At 44.4% G+C, this 14,829-nt stretch carries 13 protein-coding genes; 3 read left to right on the top strand and 10 right to left on the bottom strand.

What is annotated here, in order from left to right; all coding sequences use genetic code 11:
- The first annotated feature begins 78 nt into the window (after positions 1 to 78).
- Positions 79 to 468 carry a bacteriohemerythrin gene (locus tag MED92_RS01795; protein WP_007019754.1) on the top strand — a complete coding sequence of 130 codons (390 nt, stop codon included), beginning with the start codon at positions 79 to 81 and terminating at the stop codon, positions 466 to 468.
- Here MED92_RS01795 and MED92_RS01800 read toward each other — a convergent pair.
- The 10 genes from MED92_RS01800 to pqqA form a co-directional block, all read right to left on the bottom strand.
- A complete protein-coding gene (locus MED92_RS01800; RefSeq protein WP_007019755.1) occupies positions 459 to 3,053 on the bottom strand; it encodes a hybrid sensor histidine kinase/response regulator in 2,595 nt (864 codons plus the stop codon). The two genes, MED92_RS01795 and MED92_RS01800, sit on opposite strands and share 10 nt — an antisense overlap.
- Entirely contained in the window at positions 3,046 to 4,200 is a 1,155-nt protein-coding gene (nosP, locus tag MED92_RS01805) for a nitric oxide-sensing protein NosP (RefSeq protein ID WP_040661432.1), read from the bottom strand. The genes MED92_RS01800 and nosP overlap by 8 nt, the downstream gene beginning before the upstream one ends.
- A 117-nt stretch (positions 4,201 to 4,317) precedes the next feature.
- A complete protein-coding gene (locus MED92_RS01810) occupies positions 4,318 to 6,051 on the bottom strand; it encodes a PAS domain-containing hybrid sensor histidine kinase/response regulator (protein ID WP_007019757.1) in 1,734 nt (577 codons plus the stop codon).
- The gene (ercA, locus tag MED92_RS01815) at positions 6,035 to 7,198 is read right to left on the bottom strand and encodes an alcohol dehydrogenase-like regulatory protein ErcA (protein ID WP_007019758.1); all 1,164 of its coding nucleotides are present in this window, start codon (positions 7,196 to 7,198) and stop codon (positions 6,035 to 6,037) included. The genes MED92_RS01810 and ercA overlap by 17 nt, the downstream gene beginning before the upstream one ends.
- Before the next feature lie 406 nt (positions 7,199 to 7,604).
- Positions 7,605 to 9,479, bottom strand: coding sequence for an alpha/beta hydrolase family protein (locus tag MED92_RS01820; protein WP_007019759.1), 1,875 nt, complete (start codon positions 9,477 to 9,479; stop codon positions 7,605 to 7,607).
- Between the two features lie 11 nt (positions 9,480 to 9,490).
- A complete protein-coding gene (gene pqqE, locus MED92_RS01825; protein ID WP_007019760.1) occupies positions 9,491 to 10,675 on the bottom strand; it encodes a pyrroloquinoline quinone biosynthesis protein PqqE in 1,185 nt (394 codons plus the stop codon).
- Positions 10,650 to 10,931, bottom strand: a complete 282-nt coding sequence (gene pqqD / locus MED92_RS01830) for a pyrroloquinoline quinone biosynthesis peptide chaperone PqqD (protein WP_007019761.1) — start codon at positions 10,929 to 10,931, stop codon at positions 10,650 to 10,652. Before pqqD ends, pqqE begins: the two co-directional genes overlap by 26 nt.
- On the bottom strand, positions 10,924 to 11,694 hold the full coding sequence (gene pqqC / locus MED92_RS01835; protein WP_007019762.1) for a pyrroloquinoline-quinone synthase PqqC: 771 nt from the start codon (positions 11,692 to 11,694) through the stop codon (positions 10,924 to 10,926). The genes pqqD and pqqC overlap by 8 nt, the downstream gene beginning before the upstream one ends.
- Positions 11,695 to 11,725: 31 nt before the next feature.
- Complete coding sequence (gene pqqB, locus MED92_RS01840) at positions 11,726 to 12,646, bottom strand: pyrroloquinoline quinone biosynthesis protein PqqB (RefSeq protein ID WP_007019763.1); 921 nt, start codon at positions 12,644 to 12,646, stop codon at positions 11,726 to 11,728.
- A gap of 157 nt (positions 12,647 to 12,803) precedes the next feature.
- Positions 12,804 to 12,875, bottom strand: coding sequence for a pyrroloquinoline quinone precursor peptide PqqA (gene pqqA, locus MED92_RS18770; protein WP_003243383.1), 72 nt, complete (start codon positions 12,873 to 12,875; stop codon positions 12,804 to 12,806).
- Between the two features lie 245 nt (positions 12,876 to 13,120).
- On the opposite strand from pqqA, the gene MED92_RS01845 reads away from it, so the two are divergent.
- Complete coding sequence (locus tag MED92_RS01845) at positions 13,121 to 13,969, top strand: SDR family oxidoreductase (RefSeq protein WP_007019764.1); 849 nt, start codon at positions 13,121 to 13,123, stop codon at positions 13,967 to 13,969.
- Between the two features lie 55 nt (positions 13,970 to 14,024).
- Positions 14,025 to 14,804: an enoyl-CoA hydratase gene (locus MED92_RS01850; RefSeq protein ID WP_007019765.1), complete on the top strand. Its 780-nt coding sequence runs from the start codon at positions 14,025 to 14,027 to the stop codon at positions 14,802 to 14,804.
- The last annotated feature ends 25 nt before the right edge of the window (positions 14,805 to 14,829 follow it).

A 14,829-nucleotide genomic window follows, 5' to 3' on the forward strand; every position in this document is an offset into this window, starting at 1 on the left:
ATTGAATTAAAAGCTGCTGTTGCAGCTTTTTTTATGCTTGAATTAAATTAGATCTTAATATGTTGAAGGAACAGCATCGTGAGAAACATTGTCTGGGATAAGAAATTTGAATTGGGGCATGAAAAGATCGATTTTGAACACAGAATCTTCTTGGATCTTATCAGAAGCTGTAGCCTGCTCGATGAAGACAGGCTGCGCTCCAGCCGTTTATTACGTGAAGTTGAGAAATATGCTGACTTCCACTTTCTTAGTGAAGAAAATCTGATGCTGGATATCAATTATCCAGATTACGAAGAGCACAGAGCTGAGCACGAGTATCTATTGGCGCAGCTTAAAGAGAAGTGTTTCGAATACAAGCATCACGACATAGAACTGTCTGAACTCACTGGTTTCCTATTCGAATGGTTTGCCCTTCACACTACGCAGGTAGAAGCTAAGCTGACGCGCTACATTAAAGCTCAGCAATAGGCTGTGTTTGATTGCTCAACCAGGTGAATCAGGGTTGTTTTAAGCTTCAGCGGCTTAACAGGCTTATTTAAGAGCATAAAACCAAGGTCTCTGATCTCCTGGTTTAGCTCTTTACTGTAGTTCGCCGTAATCATGAGCACGGGTAATGGACGATTCAGGTGTTTAATTACTTCACGGGCTGCATCAATGCCTGTTTCGTCGTTGTCCAGATGATAATCAGCAATTAATACATTCACGTCAGAGTCGTCGAAGCGGACCTTAGTTGCCAAATCATCAAAGGAAAGTGCCGTTATTAGATTACATCCCCAGCCTTCGAGGAGCGTTGCCATTCCCTGGCAGATAGATTCATCATTATCTATCAACCAGATATTTGCTTGTTCAAGTCCCTTGGAAAACACGGGCTGATTTGGCCCTGTTAATTCAGGAGAAAAAGCAGGTTCGCCTTTTGGTACCTTAACCGCAAAAACAGACCCCTTCCCCTCTTTGGAGTCGACCCTGATCTCGTGACCCAGAACGCGGGAAATTTTATCAACAATCGCCAAGCCAAGGCCCAGACCTTTTTCGCAGCCAGACTGTTGGTGAGGCAGACGTTTAAACTCCTGAAAGATTTCCTGAACTTTGTTTTCTGGTATACCTACCCCCGTATCATGGACCTCGATCCAGATATCATCACCATCACGTCTGCAGCCAAAAAGGATTTTACCGTCTGGCGTGTAACGAATCGCATTGGTCAGAAAGTTACGCAGAATGCGAGCTAATAACTGAGAATCGGAGCGGACGGTTGTATTGCAATTGACTGCACTGAACTCCAGATTTTCACTAATAGCAAGCTGCTGAAATTCAGTAGAAAGTGTATTCATAAGATCTAACAGACTGAAATTAATCACATCGGCAGTAACAACCCCCGCATCCAGCTTCGATATATCCACTAGCGTGCGTAAAAGTGATTCGACATCGTCCAGTGAATTAGAAACCGACTGGGCGAGTGAGCAGTTCCTTGGATCTTTTATCTGCTCAGACAATGCCCCTGAAAACAGCCTGGCTGCATTTAGTGGCTGTAGCAAATCATGACTTACTGCCGCCAAAAACTTGGTTTTAGAGAGATTGGCTTGCTCTGCTTCCATCTTGGCGTCTAGCAGTCTTGATTCAACCTCTACACGTTCCTGAATTTCGGATCTTAGCTGCTCGTTTAATTCAGTTAACTCGGAGGTGCGTTCTTCTACTCTCTGCTCAAGAAGTTGATGCGACAATTCTAGTGCTTCGGCCGATCGTCTTCGCTCAGTGATATCACGTATCATGACAAAGAAACCATCCGGCTCACCTTTATTGTCGATATTTGCCACATAAGATTTCAGCATATAACGATCTTCACCCAGCGCGTTTCTCTGCCAGGCTTCAAATGTGACATTTTCACCAGACAGAGCACGGTCTATGTAGGGCTTCAATTCAAGATATTGAGCATCTGTATAAACAGCAAAGATGTCTTTACCGTTCAACTCAGTATCACCTTTACCAAACCATTGGTTATAGACTTTATTGGTGAAACGATAATTTAGCTCCTGATCAAGATAGGCTATTAATGCAGGAACATTATCGGTGATTAAGCGGATCCACTGTTCACTTTGCCTCAGCGATTCAGCATATCTGTGCCGTTCAGTAATGTCGGTATAGGTGTTAACAAACCCACCTTGTGGCATCGGATGGGTTCTGACTTCTATCACCTGACCATTGGCACCACGTTGTTCTGAGGCTAACACCTCACCCTGTTGCGCGGCGGTCAGTGCATGCTGAAGTATCGAGTGGTTATCTAGCATAAGTGCAGCGAAAGGCGGATAAGCTTCAACCTGCGCGCCATCGACACCAGTGAGGTCCAGGAATCGATCATTCCATAGTTCGACACGGCCTTCAGGTGTAACCAAAACAACACCCTGGGACAGATTGTCCACGGTATTCTGTAAGAGCTTGGTTTTCTGTGCCAGCGCAAGCTCTCTATCAGCCATCTCACGCTCTTTTATCGCTGTAATGTCTGTGTAGAGGATAACCAGTCCGCCTTCTGCTGTGGGACGTTCTGACATCTGGATCCAGCGGCTATCTCTTAACCTAAAAACCTTACTGTCTGAATTGGTTGCTGGATACTCTTCTCTAACCAGACCACTTTCGCGGGCAAGGCGATTAATATCATTAATTGTTATGCCTGTTTTGATTTCCAGGCCTGTTTCCGCCCAGACCCTGCTGAATTTACTATTAAACAGGACAATTTTTCTATCCTGATCAAAGAGCACAAAGGCATCGGAAATGCTTTCAATAGCATCAATCAGTCGCTGGTTGGCTAAAGCGGCAATTTCGTTGGCTTTTTTAAGCGCGCGGTGACTGATTTTTAACTCAGATAACACCCGATTCAATGCATCCGTTCGTTCGCGTACCTGTTCCGCTAATATCACCGAGTGTTCAAAGGCAGAATAAGGGTTGGCACCCTGGCAGCCTCCAGCTTCCACTCGCTCAATCAATACCGCATTAATTTTTTTGAGTTTGTTATTCTCATATTCGAGCTGAGAAATGCGCTCTTGTAGCGTTTGGTCAGACATTAACATTCCTCCCAATCGCCACAGCGGTGAAGGTCTGATTGATATGCATCCCTTCCATCTGCTCACCGTAGGTATTAAAACCAATCACGTTATTCTGACGAAGAATCTCAGATACAGATTCGGAATACCCAAGCCTTTCGCATTCCAGCCTTCTTAGGAAGCAGTCACAACCAAGAATCAGCTGTGGCTCGCCAATACGGGCTTTAATCTCATCGATTTTTTTTAGTAAGTCAGATGCTAAATCACCTGGTTTCATCTCAGTCAGTACAATTCCGTTTTCAACGGCACAGTAGAATTTAAGGCTCAAATCATCATTAACCTGTTGAATCGAGCGAACAAAGAATTCATCGCCCAGTTTGACCGCAATGGGATTTAGCGCAAAAACTTCGTGGTTTAGATCATCAACATTAACCCCAATCACTCTCGCATACTCGACAGCTGCTGGCTCAGCATTGAGTTCATAAACAGTTCTTGTCTCCGCATCTGCAGCTGTAACTACCAGCTTTTCATGCTCCTGATGCATATGATGTGTACTGAAAACTTCAAAGTCATAAATCGTATTGATAAGCATGATGACTGCGGCGTCAGTGTGGAATTCCCCATCGAAGAACACATGGGTTTTTGCAAGGTGGATATCATCCCCTGCAGAACCACCAAAATGAGGGATACTTCCCAAAGCTGCATTAAGTGCAACCAGAACATTCTCTTCTTGTATAGAAAGACCATCCAAAAGCGTCAGGGCAAATGTATTGCCTTTAATTGGGGCGGTTTCGTGTGACCTGCAATCATTTATCAATTGATCGACAAGCTTTTGCGCATCAGTTAATTCAAAGTCTTCCAGGCACTCAATGGCAGCTATTTCAAGAGCAAAGCCTTGCTTTTCAAAGCCTATGGCTGTGATACAGCCCTGGCCATATCCATTGGGGGTAATTTCTCCAGCTGTAGTGCATCCAACAAGCTTCACCGTCTGAAAGTTTTCATTAAGAGCAAAGGATAGCGCTTGAAGGTCATATTCTGCAGAACAGAAGAATATAACAGACGAAATTTCGGTAGATGAAAGCTGTTGCTTTAACTCAGCAGCAGCGGTAGCAGGGTTGTTGCTAAAGGATGAGGCTGTTAAAAAAGCATTCTCTTGAGTCAAAGTCACAGGATCCCGAAATGTTTATTAAATTCATTCTAGGACCGGAGGATCAATCCCAAAATACTACTTGTGACCCCTTTTACGCTTCGAGCAGGCATGCTAACGGGATATAGAAATTACCTGTCACTGATTGGAAATATGCGTAAGCAGAGCCCTGAGCTTGCCAGGTTTAACTGGCTTGTTTATAACCTGAAGTTCAAGTTGAGCAAATAACTGTCGGCATTCATCACTGCGATCTGCAGTGAGCATCACTCCAGGTATATCTAGGCCTAATTTATTCCGCACCGCTTTTATCGCATCCGTTCCTAGCTTGTCATAATCAAGATGGTAATCGGCAAGAATAATATCAGGTATAAATTCCTTGCATGCATCAATAGCTTCAAACTCAGATGACGCTGTAGTCACCAGGCATCCCCATTGAGTCAGAAGCGCATACATACTGCTGAGGATGTTCTCTTCATTATCGATCACCAGTACAGCTAATTGATTCAAAGGCTCATGTACCTGAAAACCAAACCCTGGAGCATGGACCACTTCACCTTGTGGCTCAGCAATGGGTACTTCGATAGAAAACATTGAGCCTTTTCCATCGATCGAGCTAAGTTTCAATTGATGGCCCAGCATATTTGCAATTCGATCTACTATAGCCAGGCCTAACCCCACGCCCTGACGATCTTTCGCCGTATGACACTCGAGCTGCTGGAACTCTTTAAAAATCTCGTTCTGCTTGTCGTCAGGTATACCTGTACCAGTATCCCAAACCTGAATACTCAATACCTGCCCTTTGCGACGACAACCCACTAGAACCCGTCCTTCGTCAGTGTAACGAATAGCATTACTGATAAAGTTTCGGATGATTCTCAAGAGCAGCCTTGAATCGCTTCTAACCATCGCTGAGCTATCCAATCCCTTCAAAGTGAGGCCTTTATTCTCAGCAACCGGTTGAAACTCCCCTACCATTGAATTGATCAATTGACTAATTCTGAAATCAGTTATATCCGGCTTAACTGCGTTTTGGTCCAGCTTGGATATATCTAAAAGGTCCGTTAAAAGATCCTCTGCATTTTCTAATGCAAGATGAACCCTTTCTACAAGATGGGCATCCTGTTCCTGGAGAGCTCTTTCCCGTAATGCTGCAATAAGTAACCGTGCGGCATTCATCGGCTGAAGGAGGTCATGGCTGGCAGCTGCAAGGTACTTATCTTTGCTTTTGTTAGCGTCCTCAGCGGCCTCTTTAGCTACTTTAAGCTCCTTTTGGATCTGTTCACGTTCAGATATTTCCTGCCAGAGCTTATCGTTGAGTGACACAAGTTCCTGAGTCCTGGAAGCAACCCGTTCTTCAAGCTCTTCATTGAGGCGCTTAAGTTTGTCCTGTGTTTTCTTACGTTCCGTAATATCCTGAACGAATGCCTCAATGGTTGGGGCAGCCCCTTCAGTTTGTTTTAGCAGCGCATTGATAGATACGTGCACGCACTGTCCATCCGCTCGTAAAAATAGTGTTTCAAAACCAAAGACTCGTCCGTATTGAACCAGGTGATAACGAAAATCTGCATAAGCATCTGCACAGCAAAAGAGTAATGATTCTAAGTGCCTTATCTTGTCACAAAACTGCTCAGCGCTTGTGTAACCACAGATTTTTACAATAGCCGGGTTTGCGGTTAGTACAGGTCCATCCAACATAACCTGAAAAATGCCATGCTGGGCATTTTCAAATAACCACTTATAGCGGTTCTTTTCAGCTTCCAGCTCATCAATTTTTGTAACAAGTTCAGGGTAGTAGCTTTTCCTTGCCGAATGATTCCCCAGACCAATAAGGTTTGTTACGGTTTGGCCAGGTTTATCAGAGTGCTTCTTCATAAACGGCTTCTACATCACGCTGATTTGATTTGCGTGGATTGGTTAAAATACAAGGGTCGTCTAATGCATGTTCAGACAGCACCGGAATATCAGTAATATTAACGCCACTTTCAGCAAGCTTTTGGGTTAATCCTACATCCGCTTTTAGAGTAATAACCCTTTGCATCAGGGCTTTTTGAATTTGAGGTGTATTTAGCCCTCGGGTATCAATACCCATGGTTTCAGCAACCACCTTAAATCTGTCGCTGGCTTCTTTGTAGTTAAAATCAATAACGTGTTCTAACAACATTGCATTGCAAAGACCATGAGGAAGGTCTAAATAACCTCCAAGACTATGTGACATAGCATGCACAGCACCTAGTATTGCATTTGAAAAAGCTAAGCCAGCTTTCATGGAGCCAAGCATTACTTGCTCACGAATATGAATATCACCAGGATTTTCTACCAGTGTGACTATGTTCTCATTTATGAGCTTCATAGCGTCTAACGCATGCATATCCGTTAAGGGGCCTGAGCCTGTAGAAACAAATGCTTCAATGGCATGAACCAATGCGTCAATTCCGGTACATGCACTAAGAAACGGATCCATTGTCATGGTCGTTTCAGGATCGATTAAAGCGACATCAGGCACCACAGCTTTACTGACTATGGAAATTTTAACCTTCTCAATTGGATCCGATATGATTGCGAACTGAGATACATCTGCTGATGTGCCCGCTGTGGTTGGGATAAAGATAAGTGGTGGAATAGGCAGATGTATCGTATCTATACCTTCATAATCAAGGATATGTCTGCCGTTGGCGCTGACAATGCCAATTCCTTTGGCGCAATCCATCGGGCTGCCCCCACCCACAGCGACAATAACGTTACAATTATGTTCCTGATAGATTTGGGCGCCCTTCATAACCTCTTGAGTACGGGGGTTAGGAGAAACATCACTAAAAGTGACGTGTTCTATATCCGCTTCAGAAAGAAGATCAGCAACTTCCTTTAGCCAGCCGGCTTCAGCTACTCCAGGATCTGACACAATAAGTACTTTTCTGGCACCGAATGTATTTGCGTAGTTGGCAACAGAATTTCTCGCCCCCACCCCAAAAATAATCTCGGGTGAGACAAACTTACGCAGGTTGGATATATCGCTACTCATTACAGGCACCCATATAACATCAGCATGCCAGTAATGGCGCTAATTATTATTGTTTTAATAACTTTTGAGTCTACCTCATAGAGATGCTTCGCCCAAGCATCCTTAAGGACAATTTCATAGTCAATTTTGTTTAGAGTTCATTAACATTATTAGTGTCTAATCCATTGAACTAGCATGGTTTTTAATAATGTGGCAGGCAAAAAAAAGCCTGCAAGCTGCAGGCAAAGTACGACGGTTAGAGCTCTTAGACAGATAACTCAAAGCCAGAGAGTGGATATAAAGAAACAGTGCTTCTTCAATAAGATAATTATCTCTGCATTCGATAAGTTATGCTGCTCTGCAACAGAACGATATTTTCTAATACTTTGGTCTGCCGTCTTTAGATAAGTAAAACAGTGCAAGACAACTAGCCACCCAATCGACACTGATAGAATTCAAGCTCTTTATTGAGGACAGTTTGAGCATTCTCTGATTTTTTAAACCCATGCGCTTCATCAGGAAAGTAATAGGCTTCTACCTGAACGCCTTTAAGTCTGAGCTCATTAACCATATGCCGAGTCTGTTCAGGAAGTACCACTTTATCTTGCTCTCCCTGAAAGAAAATCACGGGGCAATCTATCTTATCCGCATTGTTTATTGGTGCCCGTTCCCTATAGCGACCCTTATCTTTATCAGCCGAACCGATCAGCCATTCCAAGTAATGCGATTCGAATTTATGGGTACATCCGTTAAGCACTAGCGGGTCTGTAACACCATAGAGGCTCGCGCCTGCAGTAAAACAATCCAGCTCGCACAGGGCATTCAAAGCAGATAGACCACCTGAGCTATTGCCTCTTATAAAAATAGCTTCAGGGTTAATATCTGATCGCTTCACAAGCTCATGAACCGCAACATTAATATCTTCTATCTCTATTACACCCCATTGGTGTTTGAGCTGAAATCGATATTGCCGCCCATAGTTACTGCTACCTCTGTAATTAAGATCGAGTACTGCAAAGCCCCGTTGCGTCCAAAACTGAATCTTAGTGTTGAATACAGGATAAGTAGCTGCGGTTGGCCCACCATGCAGAAATATGATCAGCGGTGCAGACTCATCGTGACTTAGTTGATAGCTCACATTTTTAGGCGGGTATAGGTAGCCGTATGAAGTGACATCTCCAGATGAAAAGGAAAGGGGCTCGGGTAAAGAACAGTTGTTTATGGTTAATGGTTTCTCACAACCGCTGATGACCTGGTATTTACCACTCTTTAGATTAATGCGTATCACACCTTGCTTCGTATCCCCTGAGGAAGCAACGCAATAAGCGAAGTTTTCTGAGCAGCTCAAAGCGCTAAAAAAACTAAATGGCAAATCCAGTTTTCGATCATCCAACCAGATTTCACATCCTTCATGTTTGATTCTAATCGAACAAACTAACGGCTCTTTGGTGCTGGGGATCACCGCGTAATGCCTCAAGCCTGACTGCCACGGAGAAGACATCATATCCTCAGGTGCTAGAACACTGCCTGCTAACTCGCCTGTTAGCTGATTCCAGTGATAAATATTCCACCAACCGCTCCGGTCACTAATTAGATAGAGCTGATTATTTACAAATAGGGGCTGCGAAACAGATTCCGATGAGCGTAGCCCCGCAACATTGTGAATCGCAGTAACGTCCCCTTCTCTATCCAGAGTCGCTACACAGCATTGCGTTGCAGTCCAGGGTTGCTCCGGGTGGTTCCAGCAAATATAGGCAAGTTGATGGTTTTCGCTATCCAGAACAGGATAAGCGTAAAAGTCAGAACCCTGAACCAAAACATCAATACATTTACTCTCAAGATTTATCGATACTATCTTGTTCTCTACATCTTCAGAGTCATGATACTCAGCGACACAAATAATTCGTTGGCGAGATGAATCATAGATTGGTTCTATAAATCTAATGTCAGGATCATTTGTTAATTGAGTGATTAATTCAGGTGATTTAAGGCATTGACTATAAAGCTGCTGATCAGCAGCATTAATAAAAAAGATCTGATCGTCAGTTAAGCACCAGGCTCGGCCTCCGTACTCGTGTACTTTGCTCTGTACACTATATGTGTCAGGCGTTAACTGAGTAACTACCTCGGTTTCAGGATTCCATTTACAGATAAAGCTACAGCCTGATTGATGCGGGCGCAACTCTACCCAGTAAACATTCTCTGAGTCATCTACTTGTATCTGACTAAATTCGGTACTTACCGCTAACGCCTTTTCAGCGCTAAGTTCTGATTGCCAGAAACCTGGTAAAGCGTTAAGCATGAATGCTCCGGTTAACCTTTAGCGATAATCCTGGAGTTGCGCTCGTTGCGGAACAGAAAATCTTCACTGTTATTGATAACCTGCTCAGCCCGATCCCTTGCGTCAACAATCAAGCCATGATGCTGAGATTTTCCGCAGACAGGATCTGCATTGTGCATATCCCCTGTCATCATATAGGCCTGACAGTGGCAGCCACCAAAATCTTTATCCTTTTCATCGCAGCTACGGCAGGGTTCTTTCATCCAGTCATCGCCACGGAAATAGTTAAAGCCAGGGCTTTTACTCCATATTTCCTCGAGACTCGTTTCGGCTACATTGGGGAATTCGATTGGCAGCATCCTGGCGCTGTGACAAGGTAGTGCTTTCCCATCAGGGGTCACCGTTAAGAACACCTGTCCCCAGCCATTCATGCAGCCTTTGGGTCGTTCTTCATAATAATCAGGGGTAACAAAGATAAGTTTGATTGGATTGCCTTCAGCGGCAAGCTTTCCCCGATATTCATTCGTTACGGCTTCAGCACGTTCTAATTGTGCCCGGGTGGGTAAAAGCTGTTCTACATTCTCGAATGCCCAGCCATAATACTGGCAGGTTGCTAATTCAACATAGTCGGCCTCAAGCTCAACACAAAGCTCGATTATGCGATCGATACGATCAATGTTGTGACGGTGTGTAACGAAGTTAAGCACCATTGGGTAGCCTTGCGCTTTGACTTCTCGGGCCATTTTAAGCTTTTGAGCGAAGGCTTTTTTAGAACCCGCTAACATATTGTTAACGGATTCGTCACTGGCCTGGAAGCTCACCTGGATATGATCCAGGCCGGCTTTATGGAATTCAGCCATTTTTCGCTCGTTCAAGCCGACACCGGATGTGATCAAATTTGTGTAGTACCCCATTTCATGGGCGCCACCTATCAACTCAATGAGATCCTGCCTGACCAACGGCTCACCACCTGAAAAACCCAATTGAACGGCACCTAATTCTCTTCCTTGGGCAAATACATCCAACCATTGCTGAGTTGTCAGTTCGCTACCGAAATCCGCAAAGTCCAGTGGGTTTGAGCAGTAAGGACACTGCAACGGACACTTATAGGTCAGCTCTGCTAGCAACCAAAGTGGACGACCATGGGGCTTCTCAATACCATATTCGGCAATGGGGAGCTGTGGATGCGCACTACAGGGTGATCCATTGCTGGCCATGAGCTTCTCCGATGAATGCTAATATATCGCCACTGATATCACCTGCGTCAGAAAACTTAGCCTGAAGCTCTTCGATGATCTGCTTAACGCTCCGCTCTCCATCAACTAAGGCCATAATCTCGCCGGCCGGGCCATTAAGCTGAATCATTCCTTCAGGATAAAGCAGCACATAACAATCCTGAGCCTTTTCCCACTGAAAGCGAAACATCTTATTGATTGTAGGTATCTGGGTCGCATCAAAGCTTAACTCACTCATTAAACAGCCCCTTGTGAAATACCTTTTCACCCGTCACTGTATGGTATGGTGGGCGCTCCAGTTCATAGGCCATTGTCATTGCATCAAGCATGGTCCAAAGCACATCCAACTTAAACTGAAGTATTTCCAGCATTCTGTCTTGCTGTTCCCGGGTAGTGTAATGATCCAGCGTAATTTCAAGACCATGAACCACATCACGACGCGCTTCGGTAAGCCGGTTGCGGAAGTACTGATAACCCTCTTCTTTGATCCATGGGTAATGCTGAGGCCATGTATCAAGGCGATTCTGATGAATGGTTGGCGCAAACAGCTCAGTCAATGAAGAGCTGGCAGCTTCTTGCCAGGTCGCTCTGCGCGCAAAATTGATATAAGCATCTACAGCGAAGCGAACACCAGGAAGAACATGCTCACCTGATAGGATCTCTTCGCGGGTTAGACCGACAGCCTCACCAAGACGAAGCCATGCTTCAATACCGCCCTCGGCACCATCATAACCATCATGATCTAATACACGCTGCACCCAATGACGACGTACATCCCGGTCAGGGCAATTTGCCATAATTGCAGCATCTTTCACGGGGATGCTTATCTGATAATAGAAACGGTTTGCGACCCAGCCTCGAATCTGTTCAGGAGTAGACTGGCCGTTGTACATTGCAATATGGTAAGGGTGTTGAGTGTGATAAAGATCGCCTTTCGCTCTAAGCGCTTTTTCAAACGCTTCACGACTCATGGGTAATTTATCGTTGGCCTGTGTATTCATTATTATTTTGCCTCAATGCTTTAAATCTGGATTACAACTCTATCGACATCCCGTCGTATGAGATCTCAATATCATGCGCTAGAACCTCGGCATGTTCAGGTGAGTCTTCATCCAATATAGGGTTGGTATTGTTTATATGAATCAATATCTTACGAGGACCTTCTAAAGTATCCAGATATTCAATCATGCCACCCTTTCCTGATTGCGGCAGATGCCCCATTGCAACGCCTAACTTATCACCAACGCCGGTGATAATAAGCTCGTCTTCCTGCCAAATAGTACCGTCAACAAGAAGAACATCGGCTGCTTCCATGTATGGGCGCAAATGGGGTTCGATCTGACCCAGACCAGGTGCATAGAACAATTTTTTACCGCTACGGGTATCTTCGATTTGAATACCGATATTGTCACCCGGGTGCGGATCATCTCTGTGCGGAGAATATGGAGGTGCACTACTCAGTAGTGGTATAGCTGTGAGCTTAAGCTCAGGTACTTGAGGAACTACAAACGTATTATCATTCTCCCCAATAGGAATGCGATTTATATGATTTCCGCCATTCCAGTGCTTAAGCATATTGAAGACAGGAAAACCTGATGTCAGGTCTTGCTCGACCATCTCTGTACACCAGATATTATGCGGACAACCTTCACGCAACATCAGCAAACCCGTTGTGTGATCTATCTGGCTATCCATGTATACGATTGCCGAGATACCTGTGTCGCGAATAGACCGGTTAGGCTGCATCGGTGCAAAGTTAGCCAGTTGCTCACGAATGTCTGGCGATGTGTTAAAAAGAATCCAGTTTTCGCCATCTGCACTGACAGTGATGGAAGATTGTGTTCGTGGTTTAGCATTAATTGTTCCGGCGCGTACACCGGTACAATTTTTACAGTTACAGTTCCACTGGGGAAAACCGCCGCCTGCTGCAGAGCCTAATACTTGTACTTTCATTATTATTCTACTTTTATCTTACCGTCGGGAGCCTTTTAAAAAAGGCTTTAAAGAGCATCATGCTTGGCTGTTTAACGAGAGCCTGAGTTGGATCCTTCCTAGAAAAATTACCCCGACATAAGCCGGGGTAATCTCTTAACGCGTCAATAAGCAATTATTAACGGTTTGCGAAGTACATTGTTACTTCAAAACCAATGCGCAGATCAGTGTAAGCAGGCTTAGTCCACATAATGCTTTCCTCTGTTTTTGTTATTGAAAGGTAGTACAGCAAGATAATAGGAAGGGATAGATATAGCAGGTATGGTACTTTGGAACGAAAAAACTCGTCATTTGGGTCACCGGAGAGCAACAAGTTAGCCGGAAATATTCACGAATATCGCAGGATCTCTTTTTTATCAATATGTTAGAAAGTGTTTACCTGCTAAGTCCTGTCTATATACTGATGACCAATTAAGTACGTATATGGAGCTTGAAATGCCCTCAGTTTTAATTACAGGATGCTCGTCAGGTATCGGATACTATTGCGCTAAAGCGTTGAAACAAGAAGGCTACCAGGTATTTGCTACGGCCCGTAAAGAGGAAGATGTTCAAAAACTTCGGGAACAAGGCTTTCTCAGCTACCAATTAGATCTCAACAGCACTCAGTCGATAGATGAGGCGCTTTCCTGCGTACTAGAGCAAACAGATGGCACAATTGATGTACTGTTTAACAACGGCGCTTATGGGCAACCTGGCGCAGTTGAGGACCTATCCAGGGAAGTACTAAGAAACCAATTCGAAACTAATTTGTTTGGTACCCACGAACTCACCTGCAAAGTGATAAAAATCATGCGCAAACAGGGCCGTGGGCGGATTATTCAGAACAGCTCTGTGCTTGGCCTGATCACTCTAAAATATCGTGGTGCATATAATGCCTCAAAGTTTGCTCTGGAGGGCTTAACAGATACGCTTAGACAGGAACTGCAGGGTAGCAATATACATATCAGTCTTATTGAGCCCGGCCCGGTTGAAAGCGATTTCAGAAAAAATGCTTACCAGGCATTCAAAGAGAACATCACAACTGATGATAGTGCTCATCAATCTGTTTATGAAGCAGTAGAGCTTCGATTATCCAAACAGGATAGTGATAGAAAAAAGGACCCGTTTACTCTTGGGCCAGAATCGGTTTACAAGCCCCTTTTGCATGCGATGACCAGCAAAAAGCCTAAGGCTCGCTATTACGTCACAACACCTACCTGGATATTTGGCATCTTAAGACGGGTTCTTTCGACACGAATGCTCGATTGGATACTTGTCAGAGTTTCTGATGATGAAAACAAATAAGGGTATTCACTTATTACTGCAGTCGAGGTAGTCTGGAAATCAAAAAAGGCTACCTATGACTGATTCACTTCTTATTCGTCATGATGACGATGGTGTTTGCACTCTGACACTTAACCGCCCTAATGCATACAACGCTTTATCGTTAGAGCTAATGCAGGAACTCATTACCGCACTCTCCTCTATTAAAGATGATCTGTCGATCAGAGTTGTTCTGATTCAAGGAAGCGGTAAGGGCTTTTGTGCCGGGCACGATCTGAAGCAGATGCTCGGTGAAGGCACTGAAGCTTACTACCAAGAAACATTTGAAACCTGCTCAGCCATGATGCAGGAAATTCAAAGCCTGCCAGTACCCGTCATTGCAAAAGTGCATGGCGTGGCTACCGCTGCTGGATGTCAGTTAGTTGCAACCTGTGACCTTGCTGTTTCTTCATCCAAATCACGCTTTGCCACACCTGGCGTGAATATAGGCCTGTTTTGCTCAACACCTATGGTTGCCATTACGCGTTCTGTAGCACCAAAACATGCAATGGAGCTTTTATTAACTGGGGATCTTATCAATGCCGAACGGGCTGAATCGATTGGCTTGATCAACTGGCAAGTTGACGAAAACGAGCTGGATTCTTTTGCAAACAATCTGGCGTGTAAAATTGCGAGCAAATCAAGGAAGACACTAAGTATAGGAAAACAGGCCTTTTATCAGCAATTAAATAAACCAATCTCAGAAGCTTACAGCCAGTGCAGCTCAATTATGACAGAGAATATGCTGATTGATGATGCTCAAGAAGGAATTGATGCCTTTATTGCTAAGCGCCCTCCTAGCTGGAAACATCAGTAATGACAAAAAAACCGCCAATTGGCGG

It is taken from the genome of Neptuniibacter caesariensis (assembly GCF_000153345.1).
GTDB classification, from domain to species: domain Bacteria; phylum Pseudomonadota; class Gammaproteobacteria; order Pseudomonadales; family Balneatricaceae; genus Neptuniibacter; species Neptuniibacter caesariensis.